17 protein-coding genes are annotated in these 19026 nt (G+C 60.5%); 9 read left to right on the top strand and 8 right to left on the bottom strand.

Annotation, left to right across the window (positions count from 1 at the left end):
- The first annotated feature begins 21 nt into the window (after positions 1-21).
- Positions 22-1272, top strand: a complete 1251-nt coding sequence (locus tag LG385_RS08655) for an ATP-binding protein (protein WP_225773931.1) — start codon at positions 22-24, stop codon at positions 1270-1272.
- Between the two features lie 8 nt (positions 1273-1280).
- Here LG385_RS08655 and LG385_RS08650 read toward each other — a convergent pair whose 3' ends face one another.
- From LG385_RS08650 to LG385_RS08630, 5 genes are all read right to left on the bottom strand, one after another.
- Positions 1281-1658, bottom strand: a complete 378-nt coding sequence (locus tag LG385_RS08650; RefSeq protein ID WP_225773930.1) for a response regulator — start codon at positions 1656-1658, stop codon at positions 1281-1283.
- 66 nt (positions 1659-1724) lie between these two features.
- Positions 1725-2924, bottom strand: coding sequence for a hybrid sensor histidine kinase/response regulator (locus tag LG385_RS08645; protein WP_225773929.1), 1200 nt, complete (start codon positions 2922-2924; stop codon positions 1725-1727).
- A complete protein-coding gene (locus tag LG385_RS08640) occupies positions 2918-3496 on the bottom strand; it encodes a chemotaxis protein CheB (protein WP_225773928.1) in 579 nt (192 codons plus the stop codon). The genes LG385_RS08645 and LG385_RS08640 overlap by 7 nt, the downstream gene beginning before the upstream one ends.
- Positions 3497-3509: 13 nt before the next feature.
- Positions 3510-4331, bottom strand: coding sequence for a CheR family methyltransferase (locus tag LG385_RS08635; RefSeq protein WP_225776199.1), 822 nt, complete (start codon positions 4329-4331; stop codon positions 3510-3512).
- A 41-nt stretch (positions 4332-4372) separates the two neighbouring features.
- Complete coding sequence (locus tag LG385_RS08630; protein WP_225773927.1) at positions 4373-7858, bottom strand: response regulator; 3486 nt, start codon at positions 7856-7858, stop codon at positions 4373-4375.
- A gap of 219 nt (positions 7859-8077) precedes the next feature.
- Between LG385_RS08630 and LG385_RS08625 the strand changes: the two genes are divergently transcribed.
- The 4 genes from LG385_RS08625 to LG385_RS08610 all read left to right on the top strand — a co-directional run bounded on the left by LG385_RS08625 (position 8078) and on the right by LG385_RS08610 (position 11691).
- Positions 8078-8467 carry a response regulator gene (locus tag LG385_RS08625; RefSeq protein WP_225773926.1) on the top strand — a complete coding sequence of 130 codons (390 nt, stop codon included), beginning with the start codon at positions 8078-8080 and terminating at the stop codon, positions 8465-8467.
- A 401-nt stretch (positions 8468-8868) separates the two neighbouring features.
- Positions 8869-9774 (top strand): MurR/RpiR family transcriptional regulator, encoded by a 906-nt coding sequence (locus LG385_RS08620; protein ID WP_225773925.1) that lies wholly within the window; start codon positions 8869-8871, stop codon positions 9772-9774.
- A gap of 73 nt (positions 9775-9847) precedes the next feature.
- Positions 9848-10756 (top strand): AraC family transcriptional regulator, encoded by a 909-nt coding sequence (locus LG385_RS08615; protein ID WP_225773924.1) that lies wholly within the window; start codon positions 9848-9850, stop codon positions 10754-10756.
- Between the two features lie 140 nt (positions 10757-10896).
- A complete protein-coding gene (locus tag LG385_RS08610; RefSeq protein WP_225773923.1) occupies positions 10897-11691 on the top strand; it encodes a class I SAM-dependent methyltransferase in 795 nt (264 codons plus the stop codon).
- A 7-nt stretch (positions 11692-11698) separates the two neighbouring features.
- On the opposite strand, the gene LG385_RS08605 is transcribed toward LG385_RS08610, so the two are convergent.
- Positions 11699-12199 (bottom strand): MgtC/SapB family protein, encoded by a 501-nt coding sequence (locus LG385_RS08605; protein WP_225776198.1) that lies wholly within the window; start codon positions 12197-12199, stop codon positions 11699-11701.
- Between the two features lie 63 nt (positions 12200-12262).
- Here LG385_RS08605 and LG385_RS08600 point away from each other — a divergent pair, with 63 nt between their 5' ends.
- A complete protein-coding gene (locus LG385_RS08600) occupies positions 12263-12466 on the top strand; it encodes a hypothetical protein (protein ID WP_225773922.1) in 204 nt (67 codons plus the stop codon).
- A 188-nt stretch (positions 12467-12654) separates the two neighbouring features.
- Entirely contained in the window at positions 12655-14040 is a 1386-nt protein-coding gene (locus LG385_RS08595) for an MFS transporter (RefSeq protein WP_181111878.1), read from the top strand.
- Between the two features lie 147 nt (positions 14041-14187).
- Here LG385_RS08595 and LG385_RS08590 read toward each other — a convergent pair whose 3' ends face one another.
- Both LG385_RS08590 and LG385_RS08585 read right to left on the bottom strand, forming a co-directional pair.
- A complete protein-coding gene (locus LG385_RS08590) occupies positions 14188-16275 on the bottom strand; it encodes a putative bifunctional diguanylate cyclase/phosphodiesterase (RefSeq protein ID WP_225773921.1) in 2088 nt (695 codons plus the stop codon).
- Between the two features lie 269 nt (positions 16276-16544).
- Positions 16545-17000 carry a GNAT family N-acetyltransferase gene (locus LG385_RS08585; protein ID WP_225776197.1) on the bottom strand — a complete coding sequence of 152 codons (456 nt, stop codon included), beginning with the start codon at positions 16998-17000 and terminating at the stop codon, positions 16545-16547.
- Positions 17001-17522: 522 nt separating this feature from the next.
- Here LG385_RS08585 and LG385_RS08580 point away from each other — a divergent pair.
- Complete coding sequence (locus LG385_RS08580) at positions 17523-18599, top strand: 3-deoxy-7-phosphoheptulonate synthase (RefSeq protein WP_225773920.1); 1077 nt, start codon at positions 17523-17525, stop codon at positions 18597-18599.
- A 73-nt stretch (positions 18600-18672) separates the two neighbouring features.
- Positions 18673-18954, top strand: coding sequence for a peptidylprolyl isomerase (locus tag LG385_RS08575; protein WP_181111874.1), 282 nt, complete (start codon positions 18673-18675; stop codon positions 18952-18954).
- Positions 18955-19026: the final 72 nt, after the last annotated feature.

Here is a 19026-nt window from a genome sequence, read left to right as displayed (position 1 = left end):
TGGACGGGGACGGCAACGGTGATGACAGCAAAACCAGAAAGTGGCCGCGCCTGGCGCGACGATCGAAGGCACTGGCCGCTGGACGGCACCAGCGCCACCGCAGCCAGCACCATCAGCCTGTTAGTGTGCGCCGCCCCGGGCCCGGATCGAGACCAGTTGTGTGCCGTGCTCAGCGGCACAGGGGGTGAATATCAGTTAGTGGCGCCCGCTGAGTTGTTTCCTACACTTGAACGCGGCGCGGATTTGCTGATTACCACCAGCGAAACCGTGGCCTGTGGTGATCTTGCGCCTTTGCAAGCGTGGCTCGAGAACCAGCCGGAGTGGTCCGACCTGCCAGTATTGGTATTGACTGCCGCCACAGGCGGGCGCCGGCTCGCTCCACCGCCGTCCCTGGCGGCGCTCGGCAATGTGCGTGTGTTGCAACGTCCCTACCATCCCGCCTCGCTGGAAATTCTGGTTGAAGCCAGCTTGGCCAACCGTACCAAGCAATACCAGATGAGGGACAAGCTCCACAGTGTCCAGGCAGATCCTGATACTCCGGGGCAATGCGTCGAATCTCCCACACGGCTCGAAGCAGTTGGGCGCCTCACAGGCGGGATTGCCCAGGATTTCAATAACCTGCTTACAGGTATCACCGGCGGCCTGGACCTTATCCGACGGCGGCTGGCCAACGGCCAATATACAAAGCTGGAGAGCCTGCTCGACTTGAGTGCGACCTCGGCCGAACGCGCAGCGCACCTCACCCATCGCTTGCTGGCGTTCGCTCGCCGGCAAACCCTTGATGCCCGGGTGCTGAATATAAACAGCCTGATACAAGCGGGTCTCGGGCTGCTGGGGCGTAGCCTCAGCGGAAAAATTTCGCTGCAATTCCGCCCTGCCGAGGGCTTATGGCAGGCCTGCGTAGATCCCGGGCAATTGGAAAGTGCCCTACTCAACCTGGTGATCAACGCCGGGGATGCCATGCCGGAAGGCGGCCGGTTGGTGATCGACACGGGCAACCGGCATGTCGGCATCAACGAGCCTGGCATGAGCCACGCGCTGCCCGCCGGCGACTACATTGTCATCGGCGTGGAAGACAACGGCTGTGGCATGAACCGGGAGACCCTGGGGCGAGCCTTCGACCCATTCTTCACCACCAAGCCCCCGGGGCTGGGTACCGGCCTGGGGCTGTCGATGGTGTATGGCTTCGCCCGGCAGTCAGGCGGCCACGTCACCCTGCGCAGCGAGGCCGGTCGCGGCAGCCGGGTGGAACTCTACTTCCCACGCGCCTGACGGCGCGCTCAGGCAAGCTCTTTGCGAATGGCAGCGTGCAAGTCGTCCAACTCGAACGGTTTAGCCAGCACCGGCGCGCGCTGCGCAATGGGGTGGGTACTGTCGCGGATTTCCTGCGGGTGCCCGCTGATGAAAATGACCTTGAGCTCCGGGCGCAGCTTTACCGCCGGCTCGGCAATATCCACACCCGAAATACCGCCAGGCAGGCGGTAATCGGTGATCATCAGATCCAAGTGCGGCTTTGTGGCAAGGATACCGAAGGCTTCCACGCCATTCTCTGCTTCCAGCACATGATACCCCTCCCCCCGCAAGTAATCGTTCAGGACCTGCCGGATCACCGGCTCATCCTCGACGATCAATACTACGTCTTGCGCGTCTCCACTCATTGCGATGCCTATATATGATGTTATGTCGGGCTGCCTATGTGACCGCAGCCGATACAAGAGGTTGCTTCATTGCTCCCCGCCAGTGGCCCTGGGCAGATGGACACTGAACAAGGCGCCTTCGCCCAGCGTGCTTTGCACGCCGATACGCCCCTGATGGGCCGACACAATCTGTTCAGAAATGAACAAGCCAAGCCCGAGGCCGGCAACGCCATGGCGATTCGACGCACGCTCGAATTGAAGGAAGATACGTCGCTGATCTTCTTCACTGATACCGGCCCCATGGTCGCGAACGGTCAGGCAAGCCCAGTCGCCCTCTGCCCGAACGGCCACTTCGACCTTTCCCTTGCCGCCATATCGGAGGGCATTGGTCAGCAGGTTGGCCACCACCTGCTCGATCCTGAACTCATCCCAGTTTCCTATCACCGGTGCCGCCGCACTGTATTCGATCTCCATACCCGCGTTGATCGCCTGGGGCATGAAGCGATCGACCACATTGCCTACCAACTGGGCGAGGTCGAACATGGCCGGGCGGATCGACAATTTGCCGGTGCGGATGCGTGAGACGTCAAGCATGTCCTCGATCAGGCGAATAAGGCTTTGAATCTGACGCTCGTCGCGCTCCACCATCCCGCGCATTTTGTCGAGGCAGAACGCCTCGGCATTGCCCTTGGCAATATGCATCTTGCGAAGCTGGGTTTCCAGGATGAGGCCGTTGAGCGGGGTGCGCACCTCGTGGGAAACCACAGACATGAAGTCATCGCGCATCCGCACGGCGTGCTCCAGCTCGGCCTGGGTCGCCTGCAATTGCTTGAGCAAGGTTTCCTGCTGTCGCCGGCTGCGCTCGAGCGCTTCGAGCTGCTCGTTCAGCGTTTTACGCTGACGGTACAGGTCGACAAACACATTGACCTTGCTCTTCACCGCCAAGGTATCCAGCGGCTTTTGCAGAAAATCCACGGCGCCGGTTTCGTAACCCTTGAAGGCGTAGTTCAGCTCGCGACCAGCAGCCGACACGAAGACAATCGGAATATGCTTGGTCTTCTCCGTGCTGCGCATCAGCTCTGCCAGTTCGAAGCCGTTCATGCCAGGCATCTGCACGTCCAGGATGGCCAGGGCGAACTCGTGCTGCAGCAACAACGACAACGCATCGTCGGCCGACAGCGCCTTGTAGACCTCACGGTCGCTTCGGCTGATCAGGGCTTCGAGCGCCAGAAGGTTCTCTGGCAAGTCGTCGACAATCAGCAGTTTGGCGGGGGTTTGACTTAGCATGTGCCTGTTTCCAGATCGGCCAGTAGCTTGCCGATGCCGTGCAAAGTAAGAATGTGGTCAGGCCGAAACAACGCCAGCGCTGCCTCGGGCATGGTTGCGATTTTGGCCTCGGCCGGGTCCTGGACTACAGTTCGGCCACCGGCCTGGCGGATGGCGGCGAGGCCTCGCGCGCCATCCTCGCTCGCGCCGGTCATAAGCACACCCGTAAGCGCCGGGCCATAGGCATCGGCGGCGGAGTCGAACAATAGGTCGATGGAAGGGCGTGAAAAGTGCACGCGGGGCTCCAGGCTAAGGGAAAAACTACGGTCTTGCTCGATGGACAAGTGATAACTGGGGCCAGCGACGTAAATCAGGCCCCGCTCCACCGGCGCCTTGTCACGCGCTTCCTGCACGGGCCGCCGCAAGCGTCGCTCGAGCACCATCGGCAGCTCGCTGGGGCGCCGCTCCGGCAGATGAAGCACCACGACCACGGGTAGTTCGAAGGCGGGAGGCAAGTGACCGAAAACGGTAAGCAGCGCTTCCACGCCACCAGCCGACGCGCCGACCACCACGGCTTCGCAGGCAGGCCTCATGCGAGCGGCCCTTTCATAACTTCCGGTAGATCCGTTCTTGCCGGGACAAGGTCTCGAAGCGGTCGGCATAGCCGGAAAAGTCCAGGCTCTCCTTGGCCCCCAGCATGAGAAAACCTCGGTGGCAAAGGGACTCATGGAACAACCCGAACGCACGGTCCTGAAGGATTTTATCGAAATAAATCAAGACATTGCGACAGGTTATCATATGCGTTTCTGAAAACACGCTGTCCGTTGCCAGGCTGTGATCGGCAAAGGTCACGTTCTCGCGCAGTGTGCTATCCAAGATAGCGTGATCGTAAGCGGCGGTGTAATAGTCCGAAAAGCTGCGTTTGCCGCCCGCGCGATGGTAGTTCTCCGTGTAGGCACGTATAGCTTCCAGGGAGTAGATCCCCTGCTTGGCCCGCTCCAGAGAAACCGGATTGATGTCGGTCGCATAGATGAGCGTTCGCTCCAGCAGGCCTTCTTCGCGCAAAAGGATGGCCAGGGAATACACCTCCTCACCGGTACTGCAGCCAGCGATCCACAACTTGAGGGAAGGATACGTCTTGAGCAGTGGCACAACATCCCGCCGGATGGCCAGGAAATGCTCCGGGTCACGGAACATTTCGCTGACCGGGATGGTGAGGTATTGCAGCAGCTCGGTGAACACACCCGGGTCGTACAACACCCGCTCTTGCAGCGCCGAGATACTGGGGCACTCGAACTGGCGCAGCGCGTGAAGTATCCGGCGCTTGATCGAAGCGCCGGAGTAATTGCGGAAGTCGTAGCTGTACTTTAAGTAGATCGCCTCGATCAACAGCTTGATCTCGATGTCGCGGGTGCGCTCGCCAGTCATGGACGGCGCGCCCTCGGTGCGATCCGAACGTTCTTGCACACTCAAATCCGCTCCAGTTGTGGCAGCCACACGCGTATCAGGGAGAACAGGCGGTCAAGCTCGATAGGCTTGGCCAGGTAATCATTGGCGCCAGCGTTGAGGCACCGCTCCTGGTCATCCTTCATGGCCTTGGCCGTCACGGCGATGATTGGCAGCTTGCGCCAGCGTGGGTCCTTGCGGATCTCCCGCGTGGCCTCGAAACCGTCCATTTCCGGCATCATTACGTCCATCAGCACCAGGTCTATCTCGTCAATCGTATTCAAGCGTTCGATGGCCTCACGGCCGTTACGGCCGATCTCGACCACTGCCCCTTTCTGCTCCAGCGCGCTGGTCAGGGCAAAGATGTTACGTACGTCGTCGTCCACTACAAGAATCTTGCGACCTTCGAACACCTTGTCCCGGCTGCGGGCTGCCTTGAGCATTTTTTGCCGTTCGTGGGACAGCTGGGACTCGACCTTGTGCAGGAACAGGGTCACTTCGTCCAGCAACCGCTCGGGAGAGCGTGCGCCCTTGATGATGATCGAGCGGGAATACTTGAGCAGCTCGGCTTCTTCTTCGCGGGTGAGATTGCGCCCGGTGTACACAATTACTGGGGGGAACGATCGAATCTCATCCGTAGACATGCGCTTGAGCAAATCGTTGCCAAGCATGTCGGGAAGTTTCAGGTCGATAATCATGCAGTCGTAGATATTCTCGCGCAGCAGGTCCAGCGCTTCCTGGGCGTACGCCACGGCGGTGATCTCAATATCCTCGTCACCGATCAACCGGGCGATGCTGTCGCGCTGCAGGTCATCGTCCTCTACCAGCAGGATGTGCTTGAGCTTTTGCGTGAGCTTGGCTTCAAGGCGGGCAAACACGGCCTTCAGTTCCTCTCGTGACGTCGGCTTCACCGCATAGCCCACCGCACCCATGTGCATGGCGGCTTCCACCCGGTCTTCCACCGAAATCACGTGAACCGGTATGTGCCGGGTTTCGGGCTGTTCCTTGAGCCGCTGCAGCACCGTCAGCCCGGAGTGGTCCGGCAAGCGCATGTCCAGCAGGATGGCGTCGGGTAAGAATTCCTCGGCCAACAGGAAACCCTCATCCGCGGCGTGGGCGACGAGGCAGCGGTAATTGAGCTCATGGGCAAGGTCGTAGAGGATCCGCGCAAAGCTGGGCTCATCCTCGATCACAAGGATGCAGCGCTGATCGGAAGGGGCCAGTTCGCGGTCATCCGGGAACGCCGGCGGCCGGACAGGCGCCTGCACGGAAGGCGCCGCAGCTGGCGCGGTTGGGGCAGCCACAGGCGCAACGGGCACGGTATGCGCGGCAATCCGTAGCGCCCCCACGGTAGGCAGCGCCCCGGGCTCGAAGTGCGACGGCAGCACCAGCGTGAATGTGCTTCCACCGCCCAGCGTGCTGCTGACGCTGATTGCACCTCCCAGCAGGGTGGCGAGGTCGCGTGAAATGGACAGCCCCAAGCCGGTACCGCCGTAACGGCGGCTGGTGGTGCCATCGGCCTGGCGGAACGCTTCGAAAATGATCTGCTGTTGGTCCGGCGCAATGCCGATACCCGAGTCCTTCACGATAAAGGCGATATTGTCCTCGCCCTCGCGGGTAACGGTCAGGCTTACTTGCCCCTGTTCGGTGAACTTGAGCGCATTGGAAAGCAGATTCTTGACGATCTGTTCCACCCGTTGGCGGTCGGTGAACAGCGAAACCGGCGCCTGCTCGTCTACACGTACCTGGAAGTCCAGGCCTTTGTCTGCCGCCAATGGCTGGAACATCACCCGCAGGCTGTCCGCAAGCCGGTGTACGTTGGTGTTCTCCGGACGCACGTCGAGCTTGCCCGCCTCTACCTTGGAGATGTCCAGAATGTCGTTGATGAGGTTGAGCAGGTCATTGCCTGCCGAATAGATCGATTCGGCGAATTTCACCTGATCGCTGGACAAGTTGCCGTCCGGGTTCTCGGCCAAGAGTTTGGCAAGAATGAGCGAACTGTTGAGCGGTGTGCGCAGCTCGTGGGACATGTTCGCCAGGAACTCGGACTTGTAGCGGCTGGAGCGCTGCAGTTCATCGGCTCGCTCTTCCAGCTGGATCTGCGCATGTTCCAGTGCGTCGCGCTGCTTGGCCAGGGCCTCGGTACGCTCGGCCAGCTGCTCGTTGGTCTGCTCCAGCTCGGCCTGCTGCGTTTCGAGGTACGCCTGGGACTCCTTCAACACCCGGGACTGTTCTTCCAGTTCCTCGTTGGCCGTTTTCAGCTCTTCCTGCTGTACCTGAAGCTCTTCATTAAGCTGTTGGGTTTCAGCGAGCACCTCCTGCAGGCGCTGGCGATAGCGGGCGGCTTCGACGGACGTGCCCACATTGCCGGCAATCAGTTCCAGGAACGCAATGTCGCGCTCGCTCAAGGGGCGCAGGAAGCCCAGCTCGATCACCGCGTTGACCTGGCCGTCGTTCATGGCCGGTACCACTGCCACGCTGCGCGGCAAGCCTTCGCCAAGGCCCGAGCTCACGCGGAAATAATCCTCGGGCACATCATCCAGCCGGTGCAGCCTGCCCTGCTGCGCGGTTTGCCCGACAATACCCTCCGGGCCTCGAACCACGTGATCCCGGCCTTCCTGCTCGCGGGAAAACCCATAGGTGGCCACGCGACGGAGGTTACTTTGCTCGTCGCGCACATAAAGCGCGCCCACCACACACCCAAGGTATTGCGAGAAAAACCGCAGTACATTGGTGCCCAGCGCCTGCACGGTAAGCTGCCCCAGCACCTGCTCGGCCAGCTCGGTCTGCCCTGTGCGCAGCCAGGCCTGAGCCTCGAGGCGCTCAGCGCTACGGTTCTGCGCCTCGAGGGTATCGCCATACTGGTTGGAAAGGTTGAGCAGGTCGCGGCGGCCGCGGTAGGCCAGCAATCCACTGAGCATGATCACGAACAGCAGGTAAACGCTTATCGCGACCCATGTGGTACGGGTAACTTCCTCGCTGCGCTGAATGCGAAGCTGCTGCTCCATCGCCACAAAGCCGTCGTACTCGCTGCGGATTTCATCCGTCAGGCGCTTGCCCCGACCAGCCTGTACTGCGCTGCGAAAATCCAGGTTCTGCCGGCGCATGGTGATCATTTCCGTGCCGAACTGATTCCAGGCGTCCTGCAGGGCTTGGAGGCGGTTAAGCCGGTCAACTTGCTGAGGATTGTCACTCACCAGCCCCTTGAGGCCGTCGAGCTCTGCCTTTATGCGCGGCTTGGCGACTTCGTAGGGGTCCAGGAAGTGCTCGTCACCTGTCAGCAGAAACCCGCGCATGCCGGTTTCCATATCCACCGAAAGCTTGACCGCTTCGTTGGCGTTGTTGATCACCCGGTCAGTATGGTCCACCCAACCAATGACATTCATCAGGTAGCTGAGCAGCGCGGCGAACACGAGCACGCTGACTATCCCAACACCGAGGGGGAGCGCTACGTTGCGCATCAGGATCTTGCGGAAGGCGAATTCGTCGAGGGAAAACGGTTTGGTCATATCCATGGCCTGGCTTGAGGACAACAGCGGAAGTCTGCCGGAAATTTTGCCACGGGTCCCGTTTCCTTGCCTCTACAATGAAAATTCTTAAGCGTGGGCGGGAATTGGCGTAGGATAATGCCCCTGCGGTGGCCCTTGCGTTTTCGCATCCAGTTCGTGTGGCCGGTTGCCCCCAGGCTAAGGCCGTGTAGCGTTTCCTTCACTTTATGGGATGTATCCATGCCTTCATCCGACCTCCATACCATTCTTGTGGTCGAGGACGACGACATCGTCCGTATGCTCATGGTGGACGTACTTGAAGAACTCGAGTTCAAGGTCATCGAAGCGGACGGCTGGGACCCGGCAATCGCGGCACTGGCCGGTGACCAGGCCATCGATCTGCTGGTTACGGACGTAGGGTTGGGGGATGCGAAAGAGCGAACCGGGCTCGACCTCGCTCAGCAAGCCATGATATTGCGGCCAGGCATACCAGTGCTTATTGCTAGCGGCTACGGCAACACTCTAACGCTGCCCGATGGCGCAAAACTCCTCAGCAAGCCTTTCAGCATCGACACGCTGCGCGACACTGTGCAGGATTCGCTTGCGTCTATACGCACCACTAGTGTTTAACCTTATACAAGAAGTGGACAATTGCAGGAGCCATGCACGTTACGTGGTTCCTCATCAGCCTCGCCTTTGATCGGCCGCTACGATCATTTAATTCTGTTCAAGATGTTTCCGCGATAAGCCTTGAGGCCAGGTTGGCTTGCGGGCCTTTCCTTTTCGGCGAGCCAAAATCGCCCCTTATTCCCTGGCAAGTGCCTGAAATCGCTAAGATTATGCCTCTGTAAGTTTTACCTTGAAGTGCCTTTTGGTCTCCAGACTTCCCCTGGTTGCGGGGGACGATGGGAGCATTATCAGCACGGCGATAGCAGCTCGTTTTCAGAGCGCTACTATTGGATCCGTTAGGAATTACCTCTACACTCTTGTAGAAATTTCCTACACAGCTGTTCCAGCCACAGGGTACGACCATGCTTAATGTTACCGGCAGCCTGGTTTACGAAACGCCCGTCATGCGCAAGCTTGTCACTGTCACGCCCTCCCTCAAGCCCGCCCTGCGAAAGGTCGCTGATTTCATCCTGCGTAATCCGATGCGTTCGGCCACCATGAACATAGATGAAATCGCCCTCGCTACTGGGGCGTCTACCGCTGCGGTCAACCGGCTGGCCCATGCCATCGATCTGGCCGGTTTCACCGGCCTTCGTGCCGCCCTCGTGGAGAACTTGCTGGCTCTGATCTCCCCTGCGGACAAGGTTCGAAGCGAAATGGCACAGCGGCCGGGACGGGCCTTCGCGCTGGAACTGCAGGCGAGGATTTCCAAAGGCAATCTGGACGCGACACTGGCGGCCAATGCCGATAGCACGTTTAACGGGATGGCCGATGCGCTGGTCAGTGCCACCCGGGTGTACACGCTCGGCTTCGGTATTTGTCACCACTTGGCGGGATTGGCGGCCACAGCCTTTTTGCCGGTGTGCCACCATGCCACGTCGGTCAGCAATGAAGGCGGTAGCGAAGCGGCAGCCTACCGATTGGCGGGAGTTGGGCCTCAGGATGCGTTGTTGGCAGTGGCGCTGCCGCCTTACAGCGAGGAAGTTACTGCGCTGGCCCGTTACGCACTTCGCCGGAAGGCCACGGTGCTAGCCATCACAGACTCCCCTGCGGCACCACTTGCGCGCCATGCAAGCCTTACGCTTTACGCGCCCGGCAATCACCCTGTTCTAGGCGAAAGCACCACCAGCGCAGTGGCGCTTATCGAAGCGCTTGCAGCTACCATCCGCCATCGGTGCGAGGGAAAAGCCAGCCAGGCAGTGCGCCAGGCGCAAGAAGCCGTCAACAGCTTGCGCCAATCATCGCCCAAGGGCTCCGCTGCGTCGTGATGCTCGAACAACCACGTTGCAATGCGTGGTAAATGTTGGAAACTAGGCCACCATAACAAGACCAGGCCCCGTGATGAGCAGATCCGCCCGCGGCAGCGAACCCTCTTATGAGTTGATGGATGACCATGAGGGTTTGTCGATCATCTATCGGCAACACGGTTTCCCGTGCCCGCTCGTTCGCTGGCACTTTCACAAAGAATATGAACTGCACCTGATCACCGCCAGCTCCGGAAAAGTGTTTATCGGGGATTACATTGGCAACTTCAATCCAGGCAGCCTTTTCCTGACGGGCCCTAACCTGCCGCATAACTGGATCAGCCAGTTAGACGGCGAAGAGCACTACCCGCAGCGGGACATGCTGGTCAATTTTACCGGTGCCCTGTTCGAATCCGGCCACCTGGTATTCATGGAGCTCAAAACCCTCGCCCCGCTTTTGGACAGGGCGCGTTATGGCATCGAATTCAAGGATCGCGCCCTTATTGTCGAAGCCACTCGGCTGATGGAGCTGATCGCCGCGCACACGGGGGTCACCCGGCTGGGTTATTTCCTTATCCTCATGGAAACATTGGCTGCGAATGAGGATTACCTGCTGCTGTCGGCGACCAGTGCTACTGACCTGGCCGATGAGAACAACGTCGATCGGACCAACCGAGCCGTCGACTTCATCTTTGCCAACTATGGCCGCGAGTTGTCGCTGGAAGAAGTGGCCGAGCATTTGAGCATGAAGCCCACTTATTTTTCACGTGTATTCAAACAAGCCACCGGGCGAAGTTTTGTCGAGTTCGTGAACCGCCTGCGCATCAGCAAATCCTGCGAGCTGCTCGCCGATGGCGACAAACCTGTTACTCAGGTGTGTTTTGAATCCGGCTTTAACAATATTTCCAACTTCAATCGGCGCTTTCAACAACTCAAGGGCATGACTCCCAGCCACTATCGCCGTCTTGCGGTGCAGCGCCTTACCGAGCAGAACCGGCACGCTTGAGCCCGCCATGGCCGGTAGCGGCGACGTGCGGCTGTCGCCCGCCTCACACCTGGCGGCAGGTGCGCTACGCTTGAATCAGGCGTCGCGCCGTTTCCGCCTGGGCTGTTAGCAGCCTGTGCTCAGTTGCTCGAGGAACCACCATGAAAACCGTCGCTGAGTTTCTTCACCTGCCGAAATTTCACGGTTTCAGCCTTGTTTCCGATACCTATGACCAGGGCCGCCCGGGTTATCCGCCGGAGATCAAGAAATGGCTCACCGCAGAAATGGAAATCAAGAACCAGACCGCGGTGCTGGACTTGGGCGCAGGCACGGGCAAATTCACGCGGTTGCTTGTGGATCTTCATGCCAATGTCACGGCAGTAGAGCCTGAGCCAAGCATGGCCGAACGGTTTCACAAGACCCTGCCCGGTATAACCCTGCTCTCCGGCACCGCCGATGAGATCCCATTGCCGTCGCAAAGCATGAATGCAGTGGTGTGCGCGCAGTCGTTTCACTTGTTCGCCAGTGAGCAGAGCATGCGGGAAATCCACCGGGTGCTGAAACCGGGTGGCCACCTCGGATTGTTCTGGAACGTGAGGGATGCCAGCGTAGGTTGGGTGCATGAGCTGGCGGAAATCGTCAACGAATTCGCCGGCGACCACCCGCGCTACTATGACAACAAGTGGCGCGAACCTCTGAACAACGGCATCAGGCACGGTTATGCGCCACTCAAAGAGGCGACGTGGAAACACTTGCACACCGGCAGCCCCGAAGACGTTATCGTTCGCCGGATCAAGTCCATCAGCTTTATCGCGGCCGCGCCCGAGCCTCAGAAAACCCAGATCATGGAGCGGGTACGCAAGCTGATCGCCGAACACCCGGAGCTTGCGGGCAAGGCCGAGATAAGCGTGCCCTACGAAACCCGAGCCGTAAGGACGGTGAAGATACTGCCGTGAACTCTGTTTATTTATCGCCTTTGTCCTCGCTGCGCTCGAGCAGGAACGGCCCGAGCGCCAGTACTGCCCAGGCGAGCACCGTGCTCAATACGGCAGTCGCTTCGCGGCCCATGCCCGCGGCGATTCCGATGGCTGCGGTCATCCATAAGCCTGCAGCGGTGGTCAAACCTTTCACATCGTGGGTATCGAGGCGATTGCCCTTGAGTATGGTGCCCGCCCCGAGAAAACCGATACCGGCAACAATGCCTTGCACCACTCGGCTCAGGGCGTCGGCTTGCGAGCCCGCCATTTGCGGAACCAGTACAAAAAGCGCGGCGCCGATGGACACCAGCATATGCGTGCGTACCCCCGCAGCCTTGCCTTTGTTCTCCCGCTCGAAGCCCAGAATGCCACCAAGCAATGCCGCAATCAGCAGCCGAGCAGTTACCTTGGTGAGCTGCTCGACGTCGGTGATATCGGCAAACTCCTCCTGCAGGGCACTGAGTACTTCTGTCCACCAGCCGTCCATGTATGTATCCCAAGCCATGATTGCGTTTGACTCCCTACCGTACCGCTAAGTGCCGAGGCGCCCATGCCAGTTACGTTGTTTGAAGATGAAGGCTTTACCCGTATCGACATCATTGGCGAGCTATCGCCTGGCGACGCTCATGAAGTGCGCGTGCTAGGTAGCGATGCCAACCTCCGCGCCCAGATGGGCGGGTTGGAGGCCCCGGTATCTGCGGAACTGGCGGAACGCCTGCTAGCGGCGGGGGCCTGGGACGAGCGAGGAAATTAAGCAAAATCGTATGTATGGGGCCTGGAGTTTGGCACAATGCCTCGTTCGTTAATCGAACGCATTTCAGGCGCCTTGCCCTGGGCTGGTTGACGCCCCGCAAGGCGGCTGATATTCATGTACCACCCGGTTAGTTTTGCCTCCCGGCACAACGACGGCCACGCTTGATAATAAAAACAACGGAGACAAACATGGCTAGCCATGACATCCATTCGCAAGGCTCACAACAGACGAAGAAGGCCACCGCCAGCGGTTGGGTCGGCTCCGCCCTGGAATACTACGACTTCTTCATCTATGCCCAAGCGGCGGCGCTGATCTTTCCTCAGATTTTCTTCCCCTCTACAGACCCAAAGGTAGCAATCGTAGCGTCCCTTGCAACCTACGGTGTGGGCTACGTAGCGCGCCCAATTGGCGCGTTCGTGCTGGGTCACTTGGGTGACACGCGCGGGCGCAAGAACGTACTGCTGATGTGCATGTTCCTGATGGGCTTCGCCACCATGGCCGTGGGCCTGCTGCCCACTTACAGCCAAGTCGGCATGCTTGCCCCTACCTTGCTGGTGGTGCTGCGTTTGATCCAGGGCTTTGCCGTTGCGGGTGAAATCTCGGGCGCCAGTTCGATGATTCTGGAACACGCCCCCTTCGGGCGGCGAGGTTACTACGCCAGCTATACCCTTCAGGGCGTGCAAGCGGGTCAGATCTTCGCCGCGGCGATCTTCTTGCCTCTGGCCTACTTCATGCCCGATGAAGCTTTCAATAGCTGGGGCTGGCGCATTCCGTTCCTGCTCAGCGCAATCGTGTTGATCGCCGGCTATATCATCCGCCGCGAAGTGCACGAAACTCCAGCGTTCACCCAGGCCGAGGCCAAGGGTGCGGTCACCAAATCCCCCATTGCAGAAGCCTTCCAGAAAAACTGGCAGAACATGGGCCTGGTCACCTGCATGGCGTTGATGAATGTGATCCCGGTAGTCGCCACAGTGTTTGGTGCAGCCTATGCGGTGCAACCGGCCTACGGCATCGGCTTCGAGAAAAGCGTTTACCTGTGGATTCCTGTAGTAGGCAACCTGGTAGCCGTGATGGTCATCCCGTTCGTGGGCAACTGGTCCGACCGGGTTGGCCGTCGTCCGATGATCATCGGTGGCGCGCTGGGCGCAGGCCTGTTGTCCTTCGGTTACCTGTATGCGATCAGCATTCATAGCGTACCGCTGGCCTTTGCCATGTCGCTGCTGATGTGGGGCGTAATTTATCAGGGATATAACGCGGTATTCCCAAGCTTCTATCCTGAGTTGTTCCAGACCCGTTACCGTGTATCGGCGATGGCCATCTCTCAGAACGTGGGTACCATGATCACTGCGTTGCTCCCTGCGCTGTTCGCCGCTGTTGCACCACCGGGCTCGGACAACATCCCGCTGACCGTCGGCAGCATCGCGTTCGCCGTCACCGCCGTGGCCGCCCTCGCCGCTTATACCGCTCGTGAAACCTATCGCATCCCGATGGAAGAACTGGGCAAGCGTAACGCGGTACCGCTGGAAAAACGCGACTACGACGCCATGCGCGCTCAGGCTGCACCACGCGTTTAATACCTTTCCCGCGACATAGAAAAACGCCGGCTCGATGCCGGCGTTTTTTATTGGGCTTTATTTGCAGGTTAGCGGGAGCACCCCTTGGATCGAGCAGCGCCTGGAGCATGGCTGGCCCCCGAAGGGTTCGCCATTGCGCTACAGGGCTCAAGCCCGCTCCGGCGCAACCTCTTTCTCGCGTATCTCGGTGATGAACCGCTCCGCCGGTTGGGGCCTGCCAAGCAAGTAGCCTTGCAGGGAATCACAGCCCAGCCGGGTCAAAAATGCCTGCTGGGTGTCGGTTTCCACGCCTTCGGCCACAATGCGCAACCCCAGGGCTTGCCCGAGTGCCACGATGGCGGACACGATCGCGGCGTCGTCGCTGTCCTGCTCCAGGTCGCGAACGAAACCCCGGTCGATCTTGAGCTCGTTCGCTGGCAGCCGCTTGAGGTACATCAGGCTCGAATAACCGGTGCCGAAGTCGTCGATGGAAATGTCCACATCCATATCCGAGAGCCGCTGCAGCACCGTCATGCTGGCGTCCGCATCGCTCATGGCAGTGGTTTCGGTGATTTCCAGCGTGAGGTTGCGCGCTTCCAACCCGTTCCTGGACAACGCGAGCGCCACGCTTTCCACCAGGCCCCCATGGCAGAACTGCAACGCCGAAAGGTTCACGGCCACACGCCAGTCGTCATAGCCTTCGCGAACCCAGAGCGCCATCTGGCGGCAAGCCTCGTTGAGCACCCAGTCCCCGATGGGGATGATCATGCCGGTCTTTTCAGCCAGCTCGATAAACTTGTCCGGCCCAAGCAACCCCAACTGAGGATGCTGCCAGCGCAGCAGTGCCTCGGCGCCAACGGGCCGGCCGCTGGCTGCGTCGAACTTGGGCTGATAGAACAGCCGAAACTCACCCCGGGCCTCGGCCATGCGTAAGTCTTGAATGAGCTGCAACTGCTTGCGCGCGTTGCTGTTCATGGAGACATCAAAAAAGCAGTAGTTATTCTTGCCGCTGCTTTTGGCGTGGTACATCGCGGCGTCCGCGTTGATCAACAGCTGATGCTGATCGATGCCGCAGCCGGGGTACAGCACCACCCCAACGCTGGCGGACACCTGCAGATCATGCTCGCTGACGCGGAAAGGCTCTGCAAGTAACGCCACCTGGGCGGCCGCTACAGAAACCGCGTCGTCCGGCCGACGCAGCGGGACCAGCAGCACGAACTCATCGCCGCCGATCCGGGCCAGGGTGTCCTGGGCCGACAGCCCCGCACGCAGCCGCTCCGCAACGCCCAATAGCAACTGGTCGCCCACATGATGGCCGAACGCATCGTTGATTGGCTTGAAACCATCCAGGTCGATGAACATCAGCGCAAAGCACGTCTCTGCCTCGTTGGCGCTCTGCATGGCCTGTGCGATGCGGTCACCCAGCAGCACACGGTTCGGCAGGCCCGTCAGGTTATCGTGGAGGGCCAGGCGAGTGAGTTTCTTGTTGGCCGCGGTAAGGGAGCTGGCCAGGTCGGCGGTGCGTGCTTCGAGGCGCGCATCGAGCACAGACGTCAGCAGGGCGATGGCGATCACGCTCAGCGAGGTCACCACTACCAGGTAGGCAAGGCCGTCGCCGGTAAGGCTTACGCCACCCAACGCGCCGCACCAGGAGCCCTCCGGAAACCGCGCCGCTGCCATGCCGGTATAGTGCATGCCCACGATGGCAAAGCCCATCACCACCGCAGCGCCGGCCCGGGCAAGGCGTACATAAGGTGTGTGGCGCCGCAAACGGTAGGCAATGATCAGCGCCGCCGCCGAAGCCCCGACGGCAATCACCAACGAAGCACCCAGCAGCAGCGGGTCATAATCGATGCCCGGCTGCAAACGCATGGCGGCCATGCCGGTGTAATGCATGGCCGCGATACCTGCCCCCAGGATCAACGCGCCGCAGGCCAGTCGCGGCCACGGCAGGCTTGGCTGGCTGACCATCCACAACGCAAAACCGGAGCTGCCGATCGCGATCAGCAGGGAAATCAGGGTAAGGCCCAGGTCATAGCCCAGCTCGATCGGCAAACGAAACGCCAGCATGCCGATGAAATGCATCGACCAGATGCCTGCGCCCATGGCCAGCGAGCCGCCTGCCATCCAGAGCAGAGCGGCCTTGCCGTGAGCGCTGATGATACGGCCGGCGAGGTCCAGCGCTGTGTAGGCTGCGAGCATGGCGACCGCGAACGAGATCGCCACCAAAGCGGGAGAATAAATACCTGTCAACATGCGGCTACCAGACAACCTGAAATGAAAAGCATCCTTGCCCGGTGATCCGGGTAGGCTCCCGGAACGCAGACATCAGTGCGAACAGGTAGCCACCGGCACACATGAACGCGACGACATACTTGTTGCATCAGTACTATCGGCCGCGGTTGCCCGCACTGTATGTGCGACATGGGTCACCGGTCGGTTGAAGGGTAGCTGAAAGCGCTCGGCGCGCGACAAGAATTGTACAGAATGCGACAACCTGTACACCTAAGTATTTTGTATCGCACTTATCGCGGAAGCACCGATCCGGGTGCCTCCACGTGCTTTTGCATGCGCCAGAAGCATGGATCTTCGCCAACCACCTGCAGCCCCTTGCGGGCGTAGAGCCTCTGCGCAGGGTTGTCCTTGAACACCATCAGGCGCAGTAGCCCCAGGTGTCGGCGCGCGGCCAGCGCCAGCATTCGATCAAGCACCGCCGACCCTACGCCCCTCCCTCGTGCCGATTCCAGCAGATGCAGTTCGCGGATGTACAACGCACGCGCATCTACGCTGAGGCTGACGAAGCCCAGTAACTCCTCTTGATGATGGAGCATGTAGTTTTCCCGCCAGCCCCAGCCATCATCGAAGTCGCTGTCGCGCCATAGCAGGCCGTGACGGGTGTAGTACGGCATCATAGTGCGCCGTGCCAACGTGCGGGCGAACGCCAGGTCGGCTTCCGCCGCGGGTTGAAACTCGACGATCATGCGCTGCTCCACTGCCTGGCCGTAACAGAGACTACGGGCATTGCGATTGCCAATCGGCTCCAGTAAGCTCCGAAACCTCATCAGGAGACACTAGCATGCCCAAGGCCCTTCGTATTGTCGCTCACGCTGCCATCATGGCCGGCGTAGCCGTGCGCGCCGCGGCCGCTTATGCCTGCTCGTATTTTGGTTACTGGTTTAGCCAAACGCGCGCCTGACTCCCCGATACAGGCGCCCAGCATCCGGGTAGCCTGCCAACGTTTTTCGAAACCCCCGGTCGGCCACCCGATCGGGGGTTTTGCTTTTTCATCCCTTGTAACTTTGGAGTTCACAGCATGTATTACGCCACTTACCGCACCAGCACTGTTTACGCCTGGCGATTTAGCGCGTCCCGTTCGGTACAGCACGCCGCCTCCGACCGGTCCACATCAGGTGGCGAAGCCCTTGCCCGCGCGAACCTGCGCTTACGAACACCGTTGACTACCCGCTTGCGTGCCTGAAACGCAGCGGGCAAAAGGATCGCCCATGAACACCCTCGTTACCCCGTGCCTTACCGCCCTTACGGCCGCCCCCACGCTTGATGCCGAGCGCAATGAAGGCGTCGGCCAGCGACTTCCCAGCGCCTACGCGCTACGCCAGGCCCTGCCGCTATCCAGCACGCTGGAAGCACGCGTGGCAGAGCAGCGCCAACAGGTGCGCAACATTCTCGACGGCCGCGACAACCGGCTTCTGGTCATCACAGGCCCCTGCTCCCTTCACGACCCCGCCTCGGCGCTTGAATACGGCCAGCGCCTTGCCCGGCTCGCCGAAGCCTTGAAAGACGACTTATTGATTGTGATGCGGGCCTACATAGAAAAGCCCCGCACGACGGTGGGCTGGAAAGGCTTGCTGTACGACCCCCGCCTGGACGGCAGCGACGACATGCTGCTGGGGCTTACCCTCTCTCGCGAATTGATGCTCGGCCTGCTGGACCTTGGCCTGCCGCTGGCGGGCGAGCTGCTTCAGCCAATGGCCACCCCCTACTTCGACGACCTGCTTGCGTGGGGCGCAGTGGGCGCGCGCACCACTGAATCCCAGGTACACCGGGAAATGGTCAGCGGGCTGGCGCTGCCAGTGGGCTTCAAGAACGGCACCGACGGTTCCCTGGGCGTAGCCTACGATGCCATCCGCAGCGCGGCCCATCCGCATCGCCACTTCGGCCTGGACCTGCATGGCCATCCGGCGATCCTGCGCAGCCAAGGCAACCCGGATTGCCATCTGGTACTGCGCGGTGGCCATAACGGCCCCAACTACAGCGAGGCGCACCTGGCAGCGGCCCGGTCGCAGCTGCTAAAGGCGGGCTTGGCGCCTCGGATCATGGTGGATTGCAGCCATGCCAACAGCGGCAAGAATCCCCTGCGTCAGCCCGAGGTGCTTGCCGAGGTCATCCGCCAGCGACGCGAGGGCAACCGCGACCTGATCGGCGTAATGCTCGAAAGCCACCTGTTCGAGGGCGCGCAAGGCACGGGGGGCGCATTGCGCTACGGCGTGTCCATCACCGATGGCTGCCTGGGTTGGGAAGCCACCGAAGCCGCGCTGATCGCAGCAAGCGCTCGACGCTGAACACTTGATCGCGCTGGCCTCAGGGGCCCGCGCGGGTTAGGCTGTTGCGTTCATTTATCGAGAGGTACTTCCCATGGCCAAAGCCACCGCACGCCACATCCTGGTTTCCAGTGAAGACAAGTGCAACGAACTCAAGGCCCAGATCGAAGGCGGCGCCGATTTCGCCGAAGTCGCCAAAGCCAACTCCACCTGCCCTTCCAGCCGTCAGGGCGGTGATCTGGGCTCGTTCGGCCCAGGCCAGATGGTCAAGGAGTTCGACACCGTGGTGTTCAGCGCTCCGGTCAACACCGTACAGGGCCCGGTGAAAACCCAGTTCGGTTATCACCTGTTGGAAGTGACCAGCCGCCAGGACTGATCGCCGCTACGCTGAATGACGGCTCGCCAACGGCTCGCCCACCGCTTGCCCACCGCCCGCCGTTGGCAAGCC

The organism is Pseudomonas sp. Marseille-Q5115, from assembly GCF_916618905.1.
GTDB classification, from domain to species: domain Bacteria; phylum Pseudomonadota; class Gammaproteobacteria; order Pseudomonadales; family Pseudomonadaceae; genus Aquipseudomonas; species Aquipseudomonas japonica_A.
The sequence above is the reverse complement of the archived record's forward strand: the minus strand, read 5'-3'. Positions and strand labels throughout refer to the sequence as shown.